The 14,568-nt window shown below is 35.0% G+C and carries 20 protein-coding genes, 1 other RNA gene and 1 other annotated feature; of the genes, 18 read left to right on the top strand and 3 right to left on the bottom strand.

Going from position 1 to position 14,568, the window contains the following annotated elements:
- Positions 1–55: 55 nt before the first annotated feature.
- Both H0I41_RS01960 and H0I41_RS01965 read right to left on the bottom strand, forming a co-directional pair.
- Entirely contained in the window at positions 56–1,303 is a 1,248-nt protein-coding gene (locus tag H0I41_RS01960; protein ID WP_014567127.1) for an MFS transporter, read from the bottom strand.
- 97 nt (positions 1,304–1,400) lie between these two features.
- Complete coding sequence (locus H0I41_RS01965; protein ID WP_135014586.1) at positions 1,401–2,453, bottom strand: polyprenyl synthetase family protein; 1,053 nt, start codon at positions 2,451–2,453, stop codon at positions 1,401–1,403.
- A 329-nt stretch (positions 2,454–2,782) separates the two neighbouring features.
- Here H0I41_RS01965 and rpmG point away from each other — a divergent pair, with 329 nt between their 5' ends.
- From rpmG to H0I41_RS02020, 11 genes are all read left to right on the top strand, one after another.
- Positions 2,783–2,932 (top strand): 50S ribosomal protein L33, encoded by a 150-nt coding sequence (rpmG, locus tag H0I41_RS01970; RefSeq protein WP_003647778.1) that lies wholly within the window; start codon positions 2,783–2,785, stop codon positions 2,930–2,932.
- A gap of 7 nt (positions 2,933–2,939) precedes the next feature.
- Positions 2,940–3,110 (top strand): preprotein translocase subunit SecE, encoded by a 171-nt coding sequence (gene secE / locus H0I41_RS01975; RefSeq protein ID WP_004895754.1) that lies wholly within the window; start codon positions 2,940–2,942, stop codon positions 3,108–3,110.
- 95 nt (positions 3,111–3,205) lie between these two features.
- Complete coding sequence (nusG, locus tag H0I41_RS01980; protein ID WP_135014585.1) at positions 3,206–3,757, top strand: transcription termination/antitermination protein NusG; 552 nt, start codon at positions 3,206–3,208, stop codon at positions 3,755–3,757.
- Positions 3,758–3,888: 131 nt separating this feature from the next.
- Positions 3,889–4,314: a 50S ribosomal protein L11 gene (gene rplK, locus H0I41_RS01985; RefSeq protein WP_004895752.1), complete on the top strand. Its 426-nt coding sequence runs from the start codon at positions 3,889–3,891 to the stop codon at positions 4,312–4,314.
- Positions 4,315–4,411: 97 nt separating this feature from the next.
- Positions 4,412–5,104 (top strand): 50S ribosomal protein L1, encoded by a 693-nt coding sequence (gene rplA / locus H0I41_RS01990; RefSeq protein WP_135014584.1) that lies wholly within the window; start codon positions 4,412–4,414, stop codon positions 5,102–5,104.
- A 130-nt stretch (positions 5,105–5,234) separates the two neighbouring features.
- Positions 5,235–5,879, top strand: coding sequence for an amino acid ABC transporter permease (locus tag H0I41_RS01995; protein ID WP_004896733.1), 645 nt, complete (start codon positions 5,235–5,237; stop codon positions 5,877–5,879).
- Positions 5,866–6,513 carry an amino acid ABC transporter ATP-binding protein gene (locus H0I41_RS02000; protein WP_135014583.1) on the top strand — a complete coding sequence of 216 codons (648 nt, stop codon included), beginning with the start codon at positions 5,866–5,868 and terminating at the stop codon, positions 6,511–6,513. Before H0I41_RS01995 ends, H0I41_RS02000 begins: the two co-directional genes overlap by 14 nt.
- Positions 6,513–7,301 carry an amino acid ABC transporter substrate-binding protein gene (locus H0I41_RS02005; RefSeq protein ID WP_167739992.1) on the top strand — a complete coding sequence of 263 codons (789 nt, stop codon included), beginning with the start codon at positions 6,513–6,515 and terminating at the stop codon, positions 7,299–7,301. The genes H0I41_RS02000 and H0I41_RS02005 overlap by 1 nt, the downstream gene beginning before the upstream one ends.
- A 38-nt stretch (positions 7,302–7,339) precedes the next feature.
- Positions 7,340–7,463 (top strand) — a sequence feature (ribosomal protein L10 leader region).
- Between the two features lie 37 nt (positions 7,464–7,500).
- Positions 7,501–8,001 carry a 50S ribosomal protein L10 gene (gene rplJ, locus H0I41_RS02010; protein ID WP_004895747.1) on the top strand — a complete coding sequence of 167 codons (501 nt, stop codon included), beginning with the start codon at positions 7,501–7,503 and terminating at the stop codon, positions 7,999–8,001.
- A 43-nt stretch (positions 8,002–8,044) separates the two neighbouring features.
- Complete coding sequence (gene rplL, locus H0I41_RS02015) at positions 8,045–8,407, top strand: 50S ribosomal protein L7/L12 (protein ID WP_003647769.1); 363 nt, start codon at positions 8,045–8,047, stop codon at positions 8,405–8,407.
- 77 nt (positions 8,408–8,484) lie between these two features.
- Positions 8,485–9,321, top strand: coding sequence for an ion channel (locus H0I41_RS02020; RefSeq protein ID WP_228099753.1), 837 nt, complete (start codon positions 8,485–8,487; stop codon positions 9,319–9,321).
- A 31-nt stretch (positions 9,322–9,352) separates the two neighbouring features.
- Here the strand turns inward: H0I41_RS02020 and H0I41_RS02025 are convergent, their stop codons facing one another.
- A complete protein-coding gene (locus H0I41_RS02025; RefSeq protein ID WP_004896736.1) occupies positions 9,353–9,577 on the bottom strand; it encodes a hypothetical protein in 225 nt (74 codons plus the stop codon).
- Positions 9,578–9,680: 103 nt separating this feature from the next.
- Here H0I41_RS02025 and H0I41_RS02030 point away from each other — a divergent pair, with 103 nt between their 5' ends.
- The 7 genes from H0I41_RS02030 to dnaX all read left to right on the top strand — a co-directional run bounded on the left by H0I41_RS02030 (position 9,681) and on the right by dnaX (position 14,560).
- Positions 9,681–10,292, top strand: a complete 612-nt coding sequence (locus tag H0I41_RS02030; protein ID WP_011161564.1) for a class I SAM-dependent methyltransferase — start codon at positions 9,681–9,683, stop codon at positions 10,290–10,292.
- 75 nt (positions 10,293–10,367) lie between these two features.
- Positions 10,368–10,550, top strand: coding sequence for a hypothetical protein (locus H0I41_RS02035; RefSeq protein ID WP_014567132.1), 183 nt, complete (start codon positions 10,368–10,370; stop codon positions 10,548–10,550).
- 175 nt (positions 10,551–10,725) lie between these two features.
- Entirely contained in the window at positions 10,726–11,568 is an 843-nt protein-coding gene (locus tag H0I41_RS02040; protein WP_228099752.1) for a transcriptional regulator, read from the top strand.
- A 124-nt stretch (positions 11,569–11,692) separates the two neighbouring features.
- Positions 11,693–12,019 carry a YxeA family protein gene (locus tag H0I41_RS02045; RefSeq protein WP_053107523.1) on the top strand — a complete coding sequence of 109 codons (327 nt, stop codon included), beginning with the start codon at positions 11,693–11,695 and terminating at the stop codon, positions 12,017–12,019.
- A 73-nt stretch (positions 12,020–12,092) separates the two neighbouring features.
- Positions 12,093–12,575: a tRNA adenosine(34) deaminase TadA gene (tadA, locus tag H0I41_RS02050; protein ID WP_004896738.1), complete on the top strand. Its 483-nt coding sequence runs from the start codon at positions 12,093–12,095 to the stop codon at positions 12,573–12,575.
- Positions 12,576–12,608: 33 nt separating this feature from the next.
- Positions 12,609–12,689, top strand: an RNA gene (ffs, locus tag H0I41_RS02055) — signal recognition particle sRNA small type.
- Positions 12,690–12,751: 62 nt separating this feature from the next.
- Positions 12,752–14,560: a DNA polymerase III subunit gamma/tau gene (gene dnaX, locus H0I41_RS02060; protein ID WP_135014580.1), complete on the top strand. Its 1,809-nt coding sequence runs from the start codon at positions 12,752–12,754 to the stop codon at positions 14,558–14,560.
- The last annotated feature ends 8 nt before the right edge of the window (positions 14,561–14,568 follow it).

The following is a 14,568-nucleotide window of genomic DNA, read 5'->3' on the forward strand; positions in this document are numbered from 1 at the left end:
GTAAGTCAATGAGTAAGCTTTTACTAATATTAAGTTAGCATAGATAAGTATAAGATTAATCTATACTTTCTTCTAATGGTTGAGATGCATTTTGCTTTTTGAGAGTAAGGAACAAAGCAACAAAACTGAGCGCAAAAGCAGTTGCGTTGATTGCCCAACCGAAGTTGTAAGAACCAGTAGTATCAAATAAAAGACCGTTCAAGTAAACAGATGCAGACATTGCAAATGCACCAGTCATATTAATTACTGAAAGAATTGTACTGTAGTCCTTAGCTCCGAATTCTTCTCGAATAAGGTAAGGAAGAGCAACTAAACACACACCTTGACCCAAACCTAAAATAAAGGCAGAGGCAATAAGTGGAAGACTAGTCTTAAAGAAAATTTCGCCGCTCCAGCCTAATAAGCCAAATAAAGAATAAATAAATAAAGTAGCTCGTGTATTAAAACGATCAAGCATAAAACCAATAGAAATCTTACCAGCTGCTGCTCCAAGCATTACCCCAGAAACTACTGATGCACCAATTGTTAATGGGAGGCCTTGGCTGGTAATATGACCTGAAATATGTTGCACAGATCCAGAAACAAATTGCAGTGCAAGCATTGCAAATGCTAAAGCATAAAAGACAGGGGTCTTAAGAGCTGCCTTAAGGGTAATACCACTAGTTTCAAGAACTTTTTCTGGTATATTTTTCACTTTGCCGTATGCTTGGTGTTTTTGATTAGGTTTTTCTCTTAAGAAGAATGCTGAAGGAACTAAAATTCCGAGAATTAGTAATCCTTCGCAGATGAAGCCACCTCTCCATCCAAAGTTGGTAATGATGTTACCAATAATTGGGTTAAAGATGGTGCCACCAAAGGCTGAAACTCCAAGGGCAATTCCCATCACAGTTCCTAATTTTTCATTGAACCAATTTCCTAATAGGACAGGGATGGATAAAGTAATAGCAATTGGTTGGCAAATCCCAATGATGATCCAAGCAATGTAAAAATGAGTCAAACTTTGTGCTACTGATAAGCTAAGCATGGAAACTCCAATTACAGCAAAACAGAAAGTTAAAAGCCAACGCAAGTTAAGCTTGGTCATAATTTTACCTGCAAACAGCAAGGTAATTGCGGCAGCAGCATTTTGCAAGGTTGTCATTAAGGCAACGCTTGCTCGACCAACATGGAAACTTTTACTAATTGGTTCAAAGAATAAACCAATAGTATTAACAATTAATCCAAATCCTACTAAAGAAATTAAACAGGAGGCAATAAAAACCCACCAGGCAAAAAAATGCGAATTTTCTTTTTTCTTATTCACTTCTTTTCCTACTTTCTAGAATTATAATTCAAAAAAAGATTATAGCGAATTAGTAAAGAATAAGGAAAGAAAAGAGAATGTCTTAACATTCTCTTAATTAATAGCTTCTCTTTAATAAAATATTTGTCAGCTCTTCAAGCTGCTGGCGAGTTTTGTTGTCTGGCCAATGCTTTTGCAAGTTGTTTAAAGCTTTATCAGTGAATTTATCAGCTAACTTTTGTGCTCGTTTTACCCCGCCAAGGTCATTAACCATTTTTTCTATCTCTTGTAATTGTTCCTTAGTCAAATCTTTTCCTAACTTAACTAACTCATGTAAGCGACCTGTAGAGTCGTTTTGTAAGGCGAAAATTAAGGGTCCAGAGTAGATACCATCTTTAACATCTAATAAGACTGGCTTTTTAAAAGTAGAACTAGTAGTTGTATAGTCTAAAATATCATCTCTTAGTTGAAAAGCTTGGCCCAAGTATTCACCAAACTTTTTAGCTTTTAGAGCCCTAGTTACTTTAAGACCACTCTCATAAGCGCCAATAAAACAAGCTAGGCCAAATAAGACTCCAGTTTTACCCTTAATTTGGTCTAAGTATTCCTTTTCAGAAATAGTAATGTTATAGGCATTGTTGTACTGTTCAGTTTCACCAACTAGGATATTTTGCATGGTTTTTCCATCTGCAATAACACTATGCAAGCTTTGAGCATTTTCACTTAAAAGAGTGAGCGATAAAGCAAATAAATAGTCGCCCGCATAAACTGCGATATGCTTGCCATACTTAGTTTGAATTGAGGGTCTGCCATGGCGCATGCTCGATTCATCGATAATATCATCGTGAATTAAGGTAGCATTATGGAGAGTCTCAATTGAGGTTGCTATTTTTTGTAGTTCTTCGCGTTTTTGGTTAGCGTTTGGTCCAAAAGAGCCAAAGAGCATTACACAAGCAGGACGCAGCATTTTCCCAGGGAAAGCAAAAGTATCTTTTAAGGCGTCTCCTAGTAGACCCGGAACAGTATTTACATGTTTTAAAATAATACGATTGATGGCAATCATATCTTTTTGAGTTTCTGGAAAATTGTCCCAAAAAGTGAAATTGCTCTTGTTATTGTTTCTTTTTTCGGGAAGTGAATTTTGTAGTGGATGAGTTGAATTTTTTGCCATGATAAATATTTAATTAAAAGGAAAAGTTGCTCCTTTTAATTAATAAATCCTCCCAATCAGTTGAATATCAGCATAAGAGCAGTTAAAATTAAACGGAAATAAAGTCAATGAAGTAAAATTGTTATTTTTTATTTCATTTTCAATTTTGAAGATAGCTTTATTTTTAATTAAAAAAGATCTTATAAGTATAATTCTACACTATCTATTAATATTATTTAAAAGGAGATATAATTTTTTGATGAGTAAATTAGATTCTTCTTTACTTTATTGATAGGAATTGCTAAAATAACATTTTTTTGCTAAGATAAATGCAGTTTAGGAGTGGTTTTATGGCAGTAAAGAAAGCAGCTCTTGCATGTACTGTATGTGGTTCTCGCAATTATTCTATTGCAGCAAGCAAGAATAGAACGCAAAGACTTGAACTTAAGAAGTTTTGCAAGCATTGCGGAAAGCAAACTTTGCACAAGGAAACGAGGTAGGTAAGCAATGTTTAAGTTTATTAAGAGTGTTAACCAAACTATGGCAAAAGTATCATGGCCTACATGGAAACAAAATAGACGTGATACAGGTGTTGTAATCATCAGCTCAATTTTGTTTGGTGCTTACCTTGGTTTGCTAGATTTATTATTTAGCTACTTAACGCAAATGTTCTTATAAAAACAGTATATGTGTTATAATTAAATCAGTTAAAAAAGCCTCCCTCGGAGGTTTTTTTATTTGCATAAAGGTATTATTTTAAGGAGTTTAGAAACATGGTTGAAACCAGCGAAAAGAAATGGTACGTTTTACACACTTATTCTGGCTACGAAGAAAAGGTTAAGAAAGATTTACTTTCTAGAGCCCAATCAATGGGTATGCAAAATTATATCTTTCGAGTAATTGTTCCTGAAGAACAAAAGACTGAAACTGTTCGTGGTAAGAAGCAAGAAGTCGATGAAAAGGTATTTCCAGGTTACGTTTTAGTAGAAATGGTAATGACTGATGAAAGTTGGTATGTTGTCAGAAATACACCAAACGTTACTGGATTTGTTGGCAGTCACGGTGGTGGATCAAAGCCATCTCCTTTATACGATGACGAAATTGAAAGAATTCTTGCTTCTCAAGGCCAACCAGCTAAAGAACCTAAAGTTGACTATGAAGTTGGTGAAACAGTAACTATTATTGATGGTGCATTTAGTGGCATGAGTGGTAAGATTACTAAAATTAACCCAGAAAAAGATAAACTTTATGTTTCTATTGATATGTTCGGCAGAGAAACAAATGCTGAACTTGACTATAACCAAGTAAAAGAATTTGACCAATAATAAAAATTTAATTAGCTATTGTCAATTTAATAAATTGCTGGTAGTATATTAGAGTATCTTTATTATTGTGGGAGGAGAAGAAGGAAAATTCTCCACTATAACCGCATCACGGAATCAAGGAGGTATTGACCGTGGCAAAGAAAGTTATTAACGTAGTTAAACTGCAAATTCCTGCTGGTGCAGCAACTCCTGCACCTCCAGTTGGTCCTGCATTGGGTCAAGCTGGAATCAACATCGTTGGTTTCACTAAGGACTTCAACGCACGTACTGCTGATCAAAAGGGTATGATTATCCCTGTAGTTATTACTGTATATGAAGATCGTTCATTCGAATTCATTACTAAGACTCCACCAGCTGCTGTTCTTTTGAAGAAGGCTGCTAAAGTGGACAAGGGTTCTGGTGAACCTAACACTAAGAAGGTTGCTAAGGTAACTAAGGACCAAGTTAAGGAAATTGCCGAAACCAAGATGAAAGATCTAAACGCTGCAGATATTGAAGCTGCTATGCGCATGATTGAAGGTACTGCTAGAAGCATGGGCTTCACTGTCGAAGACTAGTGTTTTTAGGAACGTCGGATCGTTAATCAAAATTAACGAATCAAGGTGGGAGAGTGTGAGAAGACTCGTTTGACCACATTTTCAGGAGGATTTTTACATGGCAAAGCATGGAAAGAGATATTTAGAAGCAGCTAAAAAAGTTGATTCAACTAAATTTTATTCAGTAGATGAAGCTATGAAGTTAGCAAAAGAAACTTCATACGCAAACTTTGACGCAACTATTGAAGTTGCATATAACTTAAACGTTGACCCTAAGCAAGCAGATCAACAAATTAGAGGTGCATTGGTACTTCCAAACGGTACTGGTAAATCTAAGAAGGTTGTTGTTTTTGCTGAAGGTCCACAAGCTGACCAAGCTAAAGAAGCAGGTGCTGACGAAGTTGGTTCTGATGATTTAGTAGAAAAAGTTCAAAACGGTTACTTAGACTTTGACGTAGTTATTGCTACTCCAATGATGATGGCTAAGGTTGGTCGTTTAGGTCGTATCTTAGGACCTAAGGGCTTAATGCCAAACCCTAAGACTGGTACTGTTACTATGGACGTTGCTAAGGCTGTTGAAAACCAAAAAGCAGGTCAAGTTGAATACCGTGTTGATAAGCAAGGTTTAATCCATGCACCAATCGGTAAGGCTTCATTTGACGCTGAAAAATTAGCACAAAACTTTGATGCATTACGTGACGTTATTCTTCGTGCACGTCCTGCATCCGCTAAGGGTCAATACGTTAAGAGTGTTGCCGTTTCTGCAACCTTTAGCCCTGGTATCCACTTGGATCCATTAAACTTAGACTAATTAATAGTTGTTTAATTAAACGAAAAGACTTCACAATTGTGAAGTCTTTTTTTGTACTAAGGTTGAAAGTGTAGTGAGATTTTAGCTAAAATTAAACAATACGCTATTTTTAGAACAGGAGCTGACGGAAATGCTAAATTATATTTTTAGTATTATGCCATCATTATTTTCCGGTGCTTGGTTAACTATTGAAATCTTTTTTTGGACGACTGTAGTTTCTATTCCGCTAGGTTTATTAGTTGCCTTTGGTTTACATTCAAAATTGAAATTAGTTAAAGCTATTTTGAAATTTTATGTATGGATTATTCGTGGTACACCTCTTTTACTACAATTAATTTTTATTTTTTATGGCTTACCAACTGTTGGAATTGTCTTTCCAAGATACGAGGCTGCGTTAGTCGCATTTATTATCAATTATGCTGCTTACTTTGCAGAAATCTTCCGTGGTGGACTGCAAGCAGTACCCGTCGGCCAATTTGAGGCAGCACAAGTGCTAGGTTTAAGTAGATGGCAAACAATTAATCGTATTGTGCGTCCACAAGTTGTTAAGATTGTTTTGCCTTCGATTGGTAATGAGCTGATAAACTTAGTTAAGGACTCCAGTTTGGTCTATGTAATTGGTTTAGGAGACCTTTTACGTGCCGGAAATGTTGCGACTGCAAGAGACGTGTCTTTAGTTCCACTAGTATTAGTAGGGTGCGTATATTTGGCAATGACAGCAGTTTTAACAGCTTTATTGAGAGTAGTGGAGAAGAGAAGCAATGTCTGGAAATAAAGTTTTAGAGCTCAAGAATATAAGCAAGAGCTTTGGCACGAGAAAAATTATTGATAAGTTAAATTTGTCACTAGATCAAGGAGATATCTTAAGTATTATTGGCCCTTCAGGTGCAGGAAAAACTACACTGCTTCGCTTGATAGCGGGGCTTGAAAGTGCCGATAGTGGAAAATTCCTCCATAATGGAAAAGAATTTGATCCTACAGATCGTAATAATCATTTGGTAGGGATGGTTTTTCAAGATTACAATCTTTTTCCAAACCTTTCAGTAATGGATAATATTACGCTTGCTCCAATTATGGTAAATAAGATGAGTAAAGCAGAGGCTGAAAAAGCAGCTGCACCTGTTTTAGATCAATTAGACTTAGACAAGTTTAAAACTTTATATCCATACCAATTATCAGGGGGACAAAAGCAGCGTGTAGCCATTGCCAGAGCCCTGCAAATGAAACCCGAAATCTTGTGTTATGATGAGCCTACCTCTGCTTTAGACCCTGAGTTAGTAGGAAAAGTAAAAGATATTTTCTTAAAGCTTAAACAAACAGGAATGACGCAGGTAATTATTACTCATGATCACCAGTTTGGAAAAACTGTTGCTGATAAAATCTTAAAAGTTGAGCCAATAGAAAAATGATGAAAAAAATAATACGATTTTTGGGTCTATTGATTATTGTGCTAGCTTCTGTTGGACTGGCTGGGTGTCAAAGACAGGAAAACTCATGGCAGGCGATTAAATCACGTGGTACTTTAGTAATTGGTGTTGACGACAGCTTCGTACCAATGGATTTTCGACAAAAGAATGGTAAGCTTGTTGGTTTTGACGTTGACTTAGCCAAGGCCGTTTGCAAGGAGATTGGCTTAAAACCTGATTTTCAAACAATTGATTGGTCAATGAAAGAAACAGAACTTCGCAATGGGACAATAGATGTTATCTGGAATGGGTATACTAAGACGAAGGCTAGGGCAAAGAAAGTAGCATTTTCAAAACCATATCTTGAAAATGATCAGATTCTGGTTACACGAAAAAATGAAGGAATAAATAATTATCGACAAATGAAAGGAAAAATTCTTGGAGTTCAAACGGGATCTTCAGGAGCCGATGATTTGGATAATTATCCTAAAGTCTTAAAGAAACGTGTCAAAAGTACAGTTTTGTATGATACTTATAACAATGCCTTTATCGATTTAAAAGCTGGCAGAATTGATGGCTTATTAATTGATGGGGTATATGCAAATTATTATTTAGCTCACAGCAAGTATCAAAAAGAATTTAAAAAAGAAAAATTACCATATCCAAGTGAAAAATTTTCAGTAGGAATCAATAAAAAAGATAAAACTCTTAAAAACAAGATTAATCAAGCTCTTGACCATTTAGAGAAGACGGGAGAGCTAAAAAAGATTCGCGAAAAATGGTTTAATTAAAAAAAGCTATTGACGACTTATCTAATTTAAGGTAATATATTGTACAGTAAATTCTACCTAAGACTCGGGTGGCTAACGTGCCTTAATATCCCGCCGAGGCCAGAAAAACAAAGAGTTTTACAACTCCATGTCTTTTTGGCATGGAGTTTTTATTTCGGCTGATAGAATTTATCTTAAAGTAAATTTGGAGGTGAATTCGTTGAGTAAAGCAATCATTGCTAAAAAAGAAAAGCTTGTTGATGACTTTGCAGCAGAACTTAAGGAAGCTAAGGCTATCTTAGTAATTGACTACTTAGGTTTAACTGTTGAAGAAGTAACTAACTTACGTAAGGATCTACGTGATGCTAACGTTAAGATGAAAGTTATCAAGAACACTTACTTAAAGCGTGCTGCTGAAAAGGCTGGTATTGAAGGTTTAGAAGATACTTTTGTTGGTCCTACTGCTGTTGTTTACACTGCTGATGCAGAAGACATCACTGAACCAGCTCGTATTGTTTCTAAATACGAAGATGATATCGACGCATTATCAATTAAAGGTGGTATGCTCGAAGGTAAGGTTGCCAGCCAAGAAGAAATCAAGAAACTTGCAGCTATTCCAGGTCGCGAAGGTTTACTTTCAATGCTTGTATCTGTATTACAAGCTCCAGTTCGCAACTTTGCATACGCTGTTAAGGCTGTCGCTGATTCAAAAGACGAATAATATTAGTAAATTTACACATATCTAATTTCGGAGGAAACTTATAATGGCTTTAGATACTGAAAAGATTATTGAAGATTTAAAAGGTGCTTCAATCCTTGAATTAAACGACTTAGTAAAGGCTATTGAAGACGAATTTGGTGTTTCAGCTGCTGCTCCAGTTGCTGCTGCAGGTGCTGCAGGCGCAGGTGCAGAAAAGACTGAATTTGACGTTGAATTGACTGATGTTGGTCAAGAAAAAGTTAAGGTTATCAAGGTTGTTCGTGACATCACTGGTCTTGGCCTTAAGGATTCTAAGGACCTTGTTGATGGTGCTCCTAAGAACGTTAAGGAAGGCGTTTCTGAAGACGAAGCTAACGACATCAAAGCTAAGCTTGAAGAAGTTGGCGCAACTGTTACTGTTAAGTAATAACGTCTTAACTGAACATCCTACTGAAAATGAGGACTCTATTTTACGGAGTCCTCATTTTTGTTTACAATAAAATTATGCTTAAGAAAAATTTTTATAAATGGTTTAAAGCCGCTTTAGCTATTATTTCAATTATTCTGCTTGTGTTAGATTTTGCGGCAATAATTGATATTAATAGTAGGAATAGTAAGTGGTTTTGGCTAAATAACCTTATTTTAATTATTTTGGCAATAGATTACTTTTCTCGGCTCTATCTTGCAAAAAATAAGAAAGTATTTTTTAGAAATAATATTTTTGAGCTGCTAGCAATTATTCCTGTTGGCCTTGCCTTTAGTTGGATGAAACTGGCTCAGTTGGGAGATATTGGTTTATATTTTAGGCTATTACGTTTAATCCGGTTGGCTGGTCTAGTGGGGATGCTAAAAGATATCTTACACACTCATGGTATTTTATATGTAATATACTTTAGTATTGCCTTTTTGATGTTAGGATCAGTTGCAATTTCGATTACTGAGCATGTTTCACTTGATCAAGCATTCTGGTGGGCCGTAACTACTGCAAGTACTGTCGGTTATGGAGATATTTCTAAACACACGATTTCACCGCAATCTTTACTGGGAAAATTAGTGATTTTAGCAATGATTCTGATTGGAGTAGGAGTAATGGGAATCGTTACTAGTTCGCTTACTGCTTACTTGATGAGAAGAAATGAAGGTAAAATCAGTATTAAAGACAAGAATGCTGATTTGACCTTAATTTTAGATAAATTAGACCGGCTAGAAGATCAAAATAAGATGTTGGCTGAGCAAAATCAAAACTTGCAAAAACAAATCCAAGAATTAAAAGAAAATCGTCCTCCTCGGGAGTGGGATAAACTTAAGGAATGGATTGAAAAGAAAAAAGACAAAAATTAAAGCGTAAATTCAAAAATGAATTTACGCTTTTTTACATCTTCAAATAAAAATGTAGAATAATCATGAATAGAAGATAACAACCAGCAATAATAATGATAACCCAACCGGCTGTTAACCAAAATCTTGCCCAGGTTTGTCTATTTGTTGAAAGAACACGACCAAAAACTGCTTGATTGCCTTTTATTCTAAATCCTACCCATAAACAGATAATTCCAATAATAATTGCTAAAATAAATATAGGAATAGAAATCATCATTCTATCTCTTCCTTTCTGTAACATTCTAATTATAAGGCTTTATGGAAAAAAACAAAGCAGAATTGATAAACTATAAATAGAAATTAAAGAAGCGAGAATAATTATGACAAAAAAGAATCAAATGTATTTTGCGGCTAATCCTGATGCCAAGCATGATGAACACTTAGTTGATTATCATATTGATGATATTGATTTAAAATTTACAACTGACGCAGGTGTTTTTTCAAAATTAAGAGTTGATTATGGTTCCGGCGTTTTAATAAAGGCAATGAAAAACGTTGATTTTCCAAAGGATGGAATCTTAGATGTTGGGACTGGTTACGGTCCGATGGGATTATTTGCGGCTAAGTTTTGGCCTGATCAAGAAGTTGATATGGTAGATGTAAATGAGCGTGCCTTAGATTTAGCTAAAAGAAATGCACAGTTTAATCGGATTGATAATGTAAATATTTATCAGTCAGATATTTATGAACAGGTGGATAAAAAATACGGGCTAATTATTACTAATCCACCAATTCGTGCTGGTAAAAAGGTAGTCGACCAAATTTTGGCTGACGCAAAAGACCATCTAGTAGAAAAAGGCGTCTTATTGGTAGTAATTCAGAAGAAACAAGGTGCACCTAGTGCCAAGAAATTAATGACAAAGATATACGGAAATTGTGAGATTCTAGCTCGTGATAAGGGTTACTACATTTTAATGAGTACAAATAATTAAAAAAATAACAATAAAGGTTTATAATGAAAGCGGATACAAAGTAGAGAAAAATACTTTGAAAGAAGTGAATTCATTATGAAACTGTTTATTAACATTATTTTAGTCTTGATTGTTTTAGCTGGTCTTGGTGGAATGATTTATTTATCGATTGATGGTGATCGTTTCTTAGGCGCAGCTGGGTTAGCGATGCTTTATTTCATTGGATCAATCGGCTATTTTGTTAACTGTTATACGATTAAAAAACGTGGTCGTATTTAGATAGAAAGGGTCAAAAGATCTTTTTTATTTTCAAGTTTTAATCTATACGTGAATATGTTTTATGATGAATTTATTTATTTAAGCTGGTTAATTTAGCCAGCTTTTTTAGTTATAAAGGGTATTATATTTACAAATACTAGTACTTATAAGTTTAAACATAGGAATAGATGATGATATGAAAATAAGAGAAGCTCTTCGAAAAGAAAGATTGGCTCAACATAAAACACAAGCCGCTTGGATTAAAAATATACCTATGTCTGTTTCTCACTATTCAGAAATAGAGACAGGTTATGCTAAAAATGGAAAAGAAGCAGATATTGATAGTGAAAAATTAATTTTACTTCTTAAATCTAATCATGTAGATATAATAAGATTTTTTGAGTCAGTCAATGGCTCGTACAAAATTGATGAACGTGCAAGGATGATAGAGGATATTTCTAATCAATTATCAATTGCTTTTAATAATAATGATTTAGAAAGAGTCGAGAAAATTACTCATAAATTGGAAAATATGCCTGCTGTTCCAAAAATCACATATTATCGGGCTGTATTAATCAGGGCTTATTTAAAGGATGAAATGACTGCAATGGATAAGGCAACTCGAGCAAAAATTAATCAATATATTTATCAAAAAGATAATTGGGTTACAGATAACGAGGCATTAACAATTTTTGGTAACTCTATGCCTATTTCTGATCCAGACATTTTGATTGCTAGAATGGGAAAGGTATTACGCTACTATAAAAATTTAGAAAATTGTCCAGCTACTTTTCAGCGGAGAGTATCCACAGTTTGTGTTAATTATTTATATACGGCACTTTGTATTAGAAAAATTGATAAATATGTGTCAGAAACAATGGCTCTTATTCGTACATTGCCTTTTGATGATAGGTTTGGATTAAAGATTCTCATTACTCAATATTTTGAAGATATGAGAAGTGGAGATAAAAAATCTATGCAGCAATTAAAAGATGTTCTGAGACATGCAGGTCTAACGAAACTTGCAAATCGATTATAGAATGAAAGTTGATCTAAAAATAATTCGAAATATCGAAATTTAATGGCTAATGACTATGCTTTCTTAGTAATATATAATCAATCTAAAATAATTAATCGATAAGTTTAGTATAAGAAGGGTAAATATGAAGAAATTTAAAATAGGAGTTATTTCACTTCTGACTGTACTGGTAATAGCAATTATTGGCGTTTTGACTGTTCATACATCTGCGACCGATCGTTTAAATCCATTGGTTAGCGAAACAGTTAGTTATGCTAAGGTTCCAAAAGACACTCAGAATTACAAACAAGTAACGATCATTAACCCAAAGGATGGTAAAACTAGAGCTTATAAAATAAAACAAGTGGGTGGCTATGATCCAAATCAGGAATATATTAAGATCCATCATAAGGGCCAATATGTAAAATCAATTTCATATATTACAAAAAATCAGTTTTATAACCAACAATAAAAATTTTTAGCTAGCGGGTCGCTAGCTTTTTTCTTTTTGTTAGAATATAAGCAGAAATTAAAGAGGAAGATATATGTTAACTAAAGAGCAAAAAGAAAAATACATGCACCTAGCCTTTGAACAGGCAAAAAAAGCTGAAGAACAAGGTGAAGTACCAATTGGTGCAGTTGTTGTGGATAAAGATGGCAATGTGATTGGTGAAGGATATAATAGACGCGAGCTTGATGAAGATGCAACGCAACATGCCGAAATGATTGCTATTAGACAAGCTTGTAAAAAATTAAATTCTTGGCGTCTAGTCGACTGTAGTTTGTTTATTACACTTGAACCCTGTCCCATGTGCAGCGGTGCCATCATTAATTCAAGATTGGCTGAAGTTTATTATGGTGCTTTTGATCCAAAAGCTGGAGCAGCAGGCAGTGTCATTGACTTATTTAAGGTAGAAAAATTTAATCACCATCCTAAAATTTATGGCGGTTTATTTAGGGATCAAGCAGCCCAAATGCTAAAAGATTTTTTCCGTGAAATTAGACGTAAACAAAAGCAAGATAAATAGTGGAAAAATAAATCAAAATACTGTATTATAGTTTGTGGGCAATGTCCGACCTCCAAATTGTGTCAGGACCGGAAGGTAGCAGCACTAAGGTTGCTTGGGCATGTGCCTTTTTTTGAGAATTTAAACAGCTCTTAGCTCGTTTGAGCTAGGAGTTTTTTTGATAAAGGAAGTGCAAAATGGCTTATCAAGCGCTATATCGTAAATGGCGTCCGCGAACTTTTGATGGAGTCGTAGGACAAACAGCGATTACTGATACATTAAAAAATGCAATCAAGCGTGGCAAGATATCACATGCTTTTCTATTCGCAGGACCACGTGGTACTGGTAAAACATCATGTGCTAAAATTTTTGCCAAGGCCTTAAATTGTACTAATCTGCAAGACGGAGAACCATGTAATGAATGTGAAAACTGTCTTGCAGCAGATCAAGGAACAATGAATGATATCATCGAAATCGATGCCGCATCTAACAATGGTGTCGATGAAATTCGAGATATCAGAGATAAAGTAAAATACGCCCCAACACAGGGTAAATATAAAGTCTACATCATCGATGAGGTTCATATGCTTTCGATGGGTGCCTTCAATGCCTTACTTAAGACACTAGAAGAGCCGCCAGAGCACGTAGTCTTTATCTTAGCTACTACTGAACTTCAAAAAGTTCCAGCAACTATTATTTCCAGAACCCAGCGCTACAACTTCAAGCGGATTGATCAACATGATTTAATTGCTCGTATGACCTATATTCTTGGCCAAGAAAAAATTGACTTTGAAGAAAAGGCCCTTGAAGTAATTGCTCAAGTAGCTGATGGTGGAATGCGTGACAGTTTAAGTATCTTGGATCAGATTTTATCTTATGATCAAGATAAGGTTAAATACGAAGATGCTTTAAGAATAACTGGTTATGCGGCTCAAGAAAAAATTGAACAAGTATTATTAAATTTACTTAATGGCAAGACTTCAGCAGCTCTTGAAATAGTTCATGCACTTTTGCAGGACGGAGCATCAACTAAGAATATTTTAGATGAGTTGATTAGTTTAACTGTTAAAGGGATGCTGGCAATTAAGAGTAATAAGGAAGAAACTTTTTTAACTGAGAATTATGCTTCCGAATTAGCTAAAATTCCAGAAGAAAAATTCTACTCACTCGTACAAGCAGCTAATAATGCCTTAAATGACTTGCGCTACACTAACCAGCAACAAATTCCGCTGGATGTATTTGTGGTTCAAGTAACTCAAGCTCCAGCAAAAGCTGATAATACACCTCAACAAGCTGAAGCAATTTCGTCAGATGTTGTTCAAACTCTAAAAAATCAAATTGACATTTTAAGTAAGCAAGTTGCGGAATTGAAAAATAGGCAGGCACCTGCTAGAAGTACTACTTCAGACTTTTCTGGCACAATTAAAACTGAAACTAAGTCGCAAATTAAGCGCCTTGCCGATAAAGAAAATAAACCAGAACAAAAGTCGAAAAGAAGAAAGGCTAGTTCTAATAGCCAAGCGGCTCAAGAAAATAACCGCCGGCAGGTATATCATGTGCTTGAAAATGCCACTAAGGAAGACCTAAATACAGTAAAAGATATTTGGCCAGACTTACTGTCTACTCTAAAAGTATCTCAAAGAGCTGTAATGGAAGTTTTAGATCCTGTGGCTGCAAGTCACGAGCAAATTGTTTTAAAATGTAAGTATGAATTATGGTTTGAGCGAGCAAATCAAGACGGAGATCTAATTTCTCAACTTGAAACTGAAATTGCGAAGCTAACAAAGCATAATTATAGTATTGTTTTAGTTGCAGATTCTTCATGGTTGAAAGTACGGCATGATTTTGTGGCAAGTCATAAAGAAGAGTTACTTGCTAAAAAATTTCAAAGACTAGAAAAATCTGAACAAGAAGCAAATGGTAATCAGATAGATCCTCAAGCAAAAAAAGAAGTCATTGATAAGGCTAAAGAATTGTTTGGCGATCTAGCACAGATTAAAGATTAAGGAGAGAA

It is taken from the genome of Lactobacillus johnsonii, assembly GCF_014058685.1.
In the GTDB taxonomy this organism is placed as follows: Bacteria; Bacillota; Bacilli; order Lactobacillales; family Lactobacillaceae; genus Lactobacillus.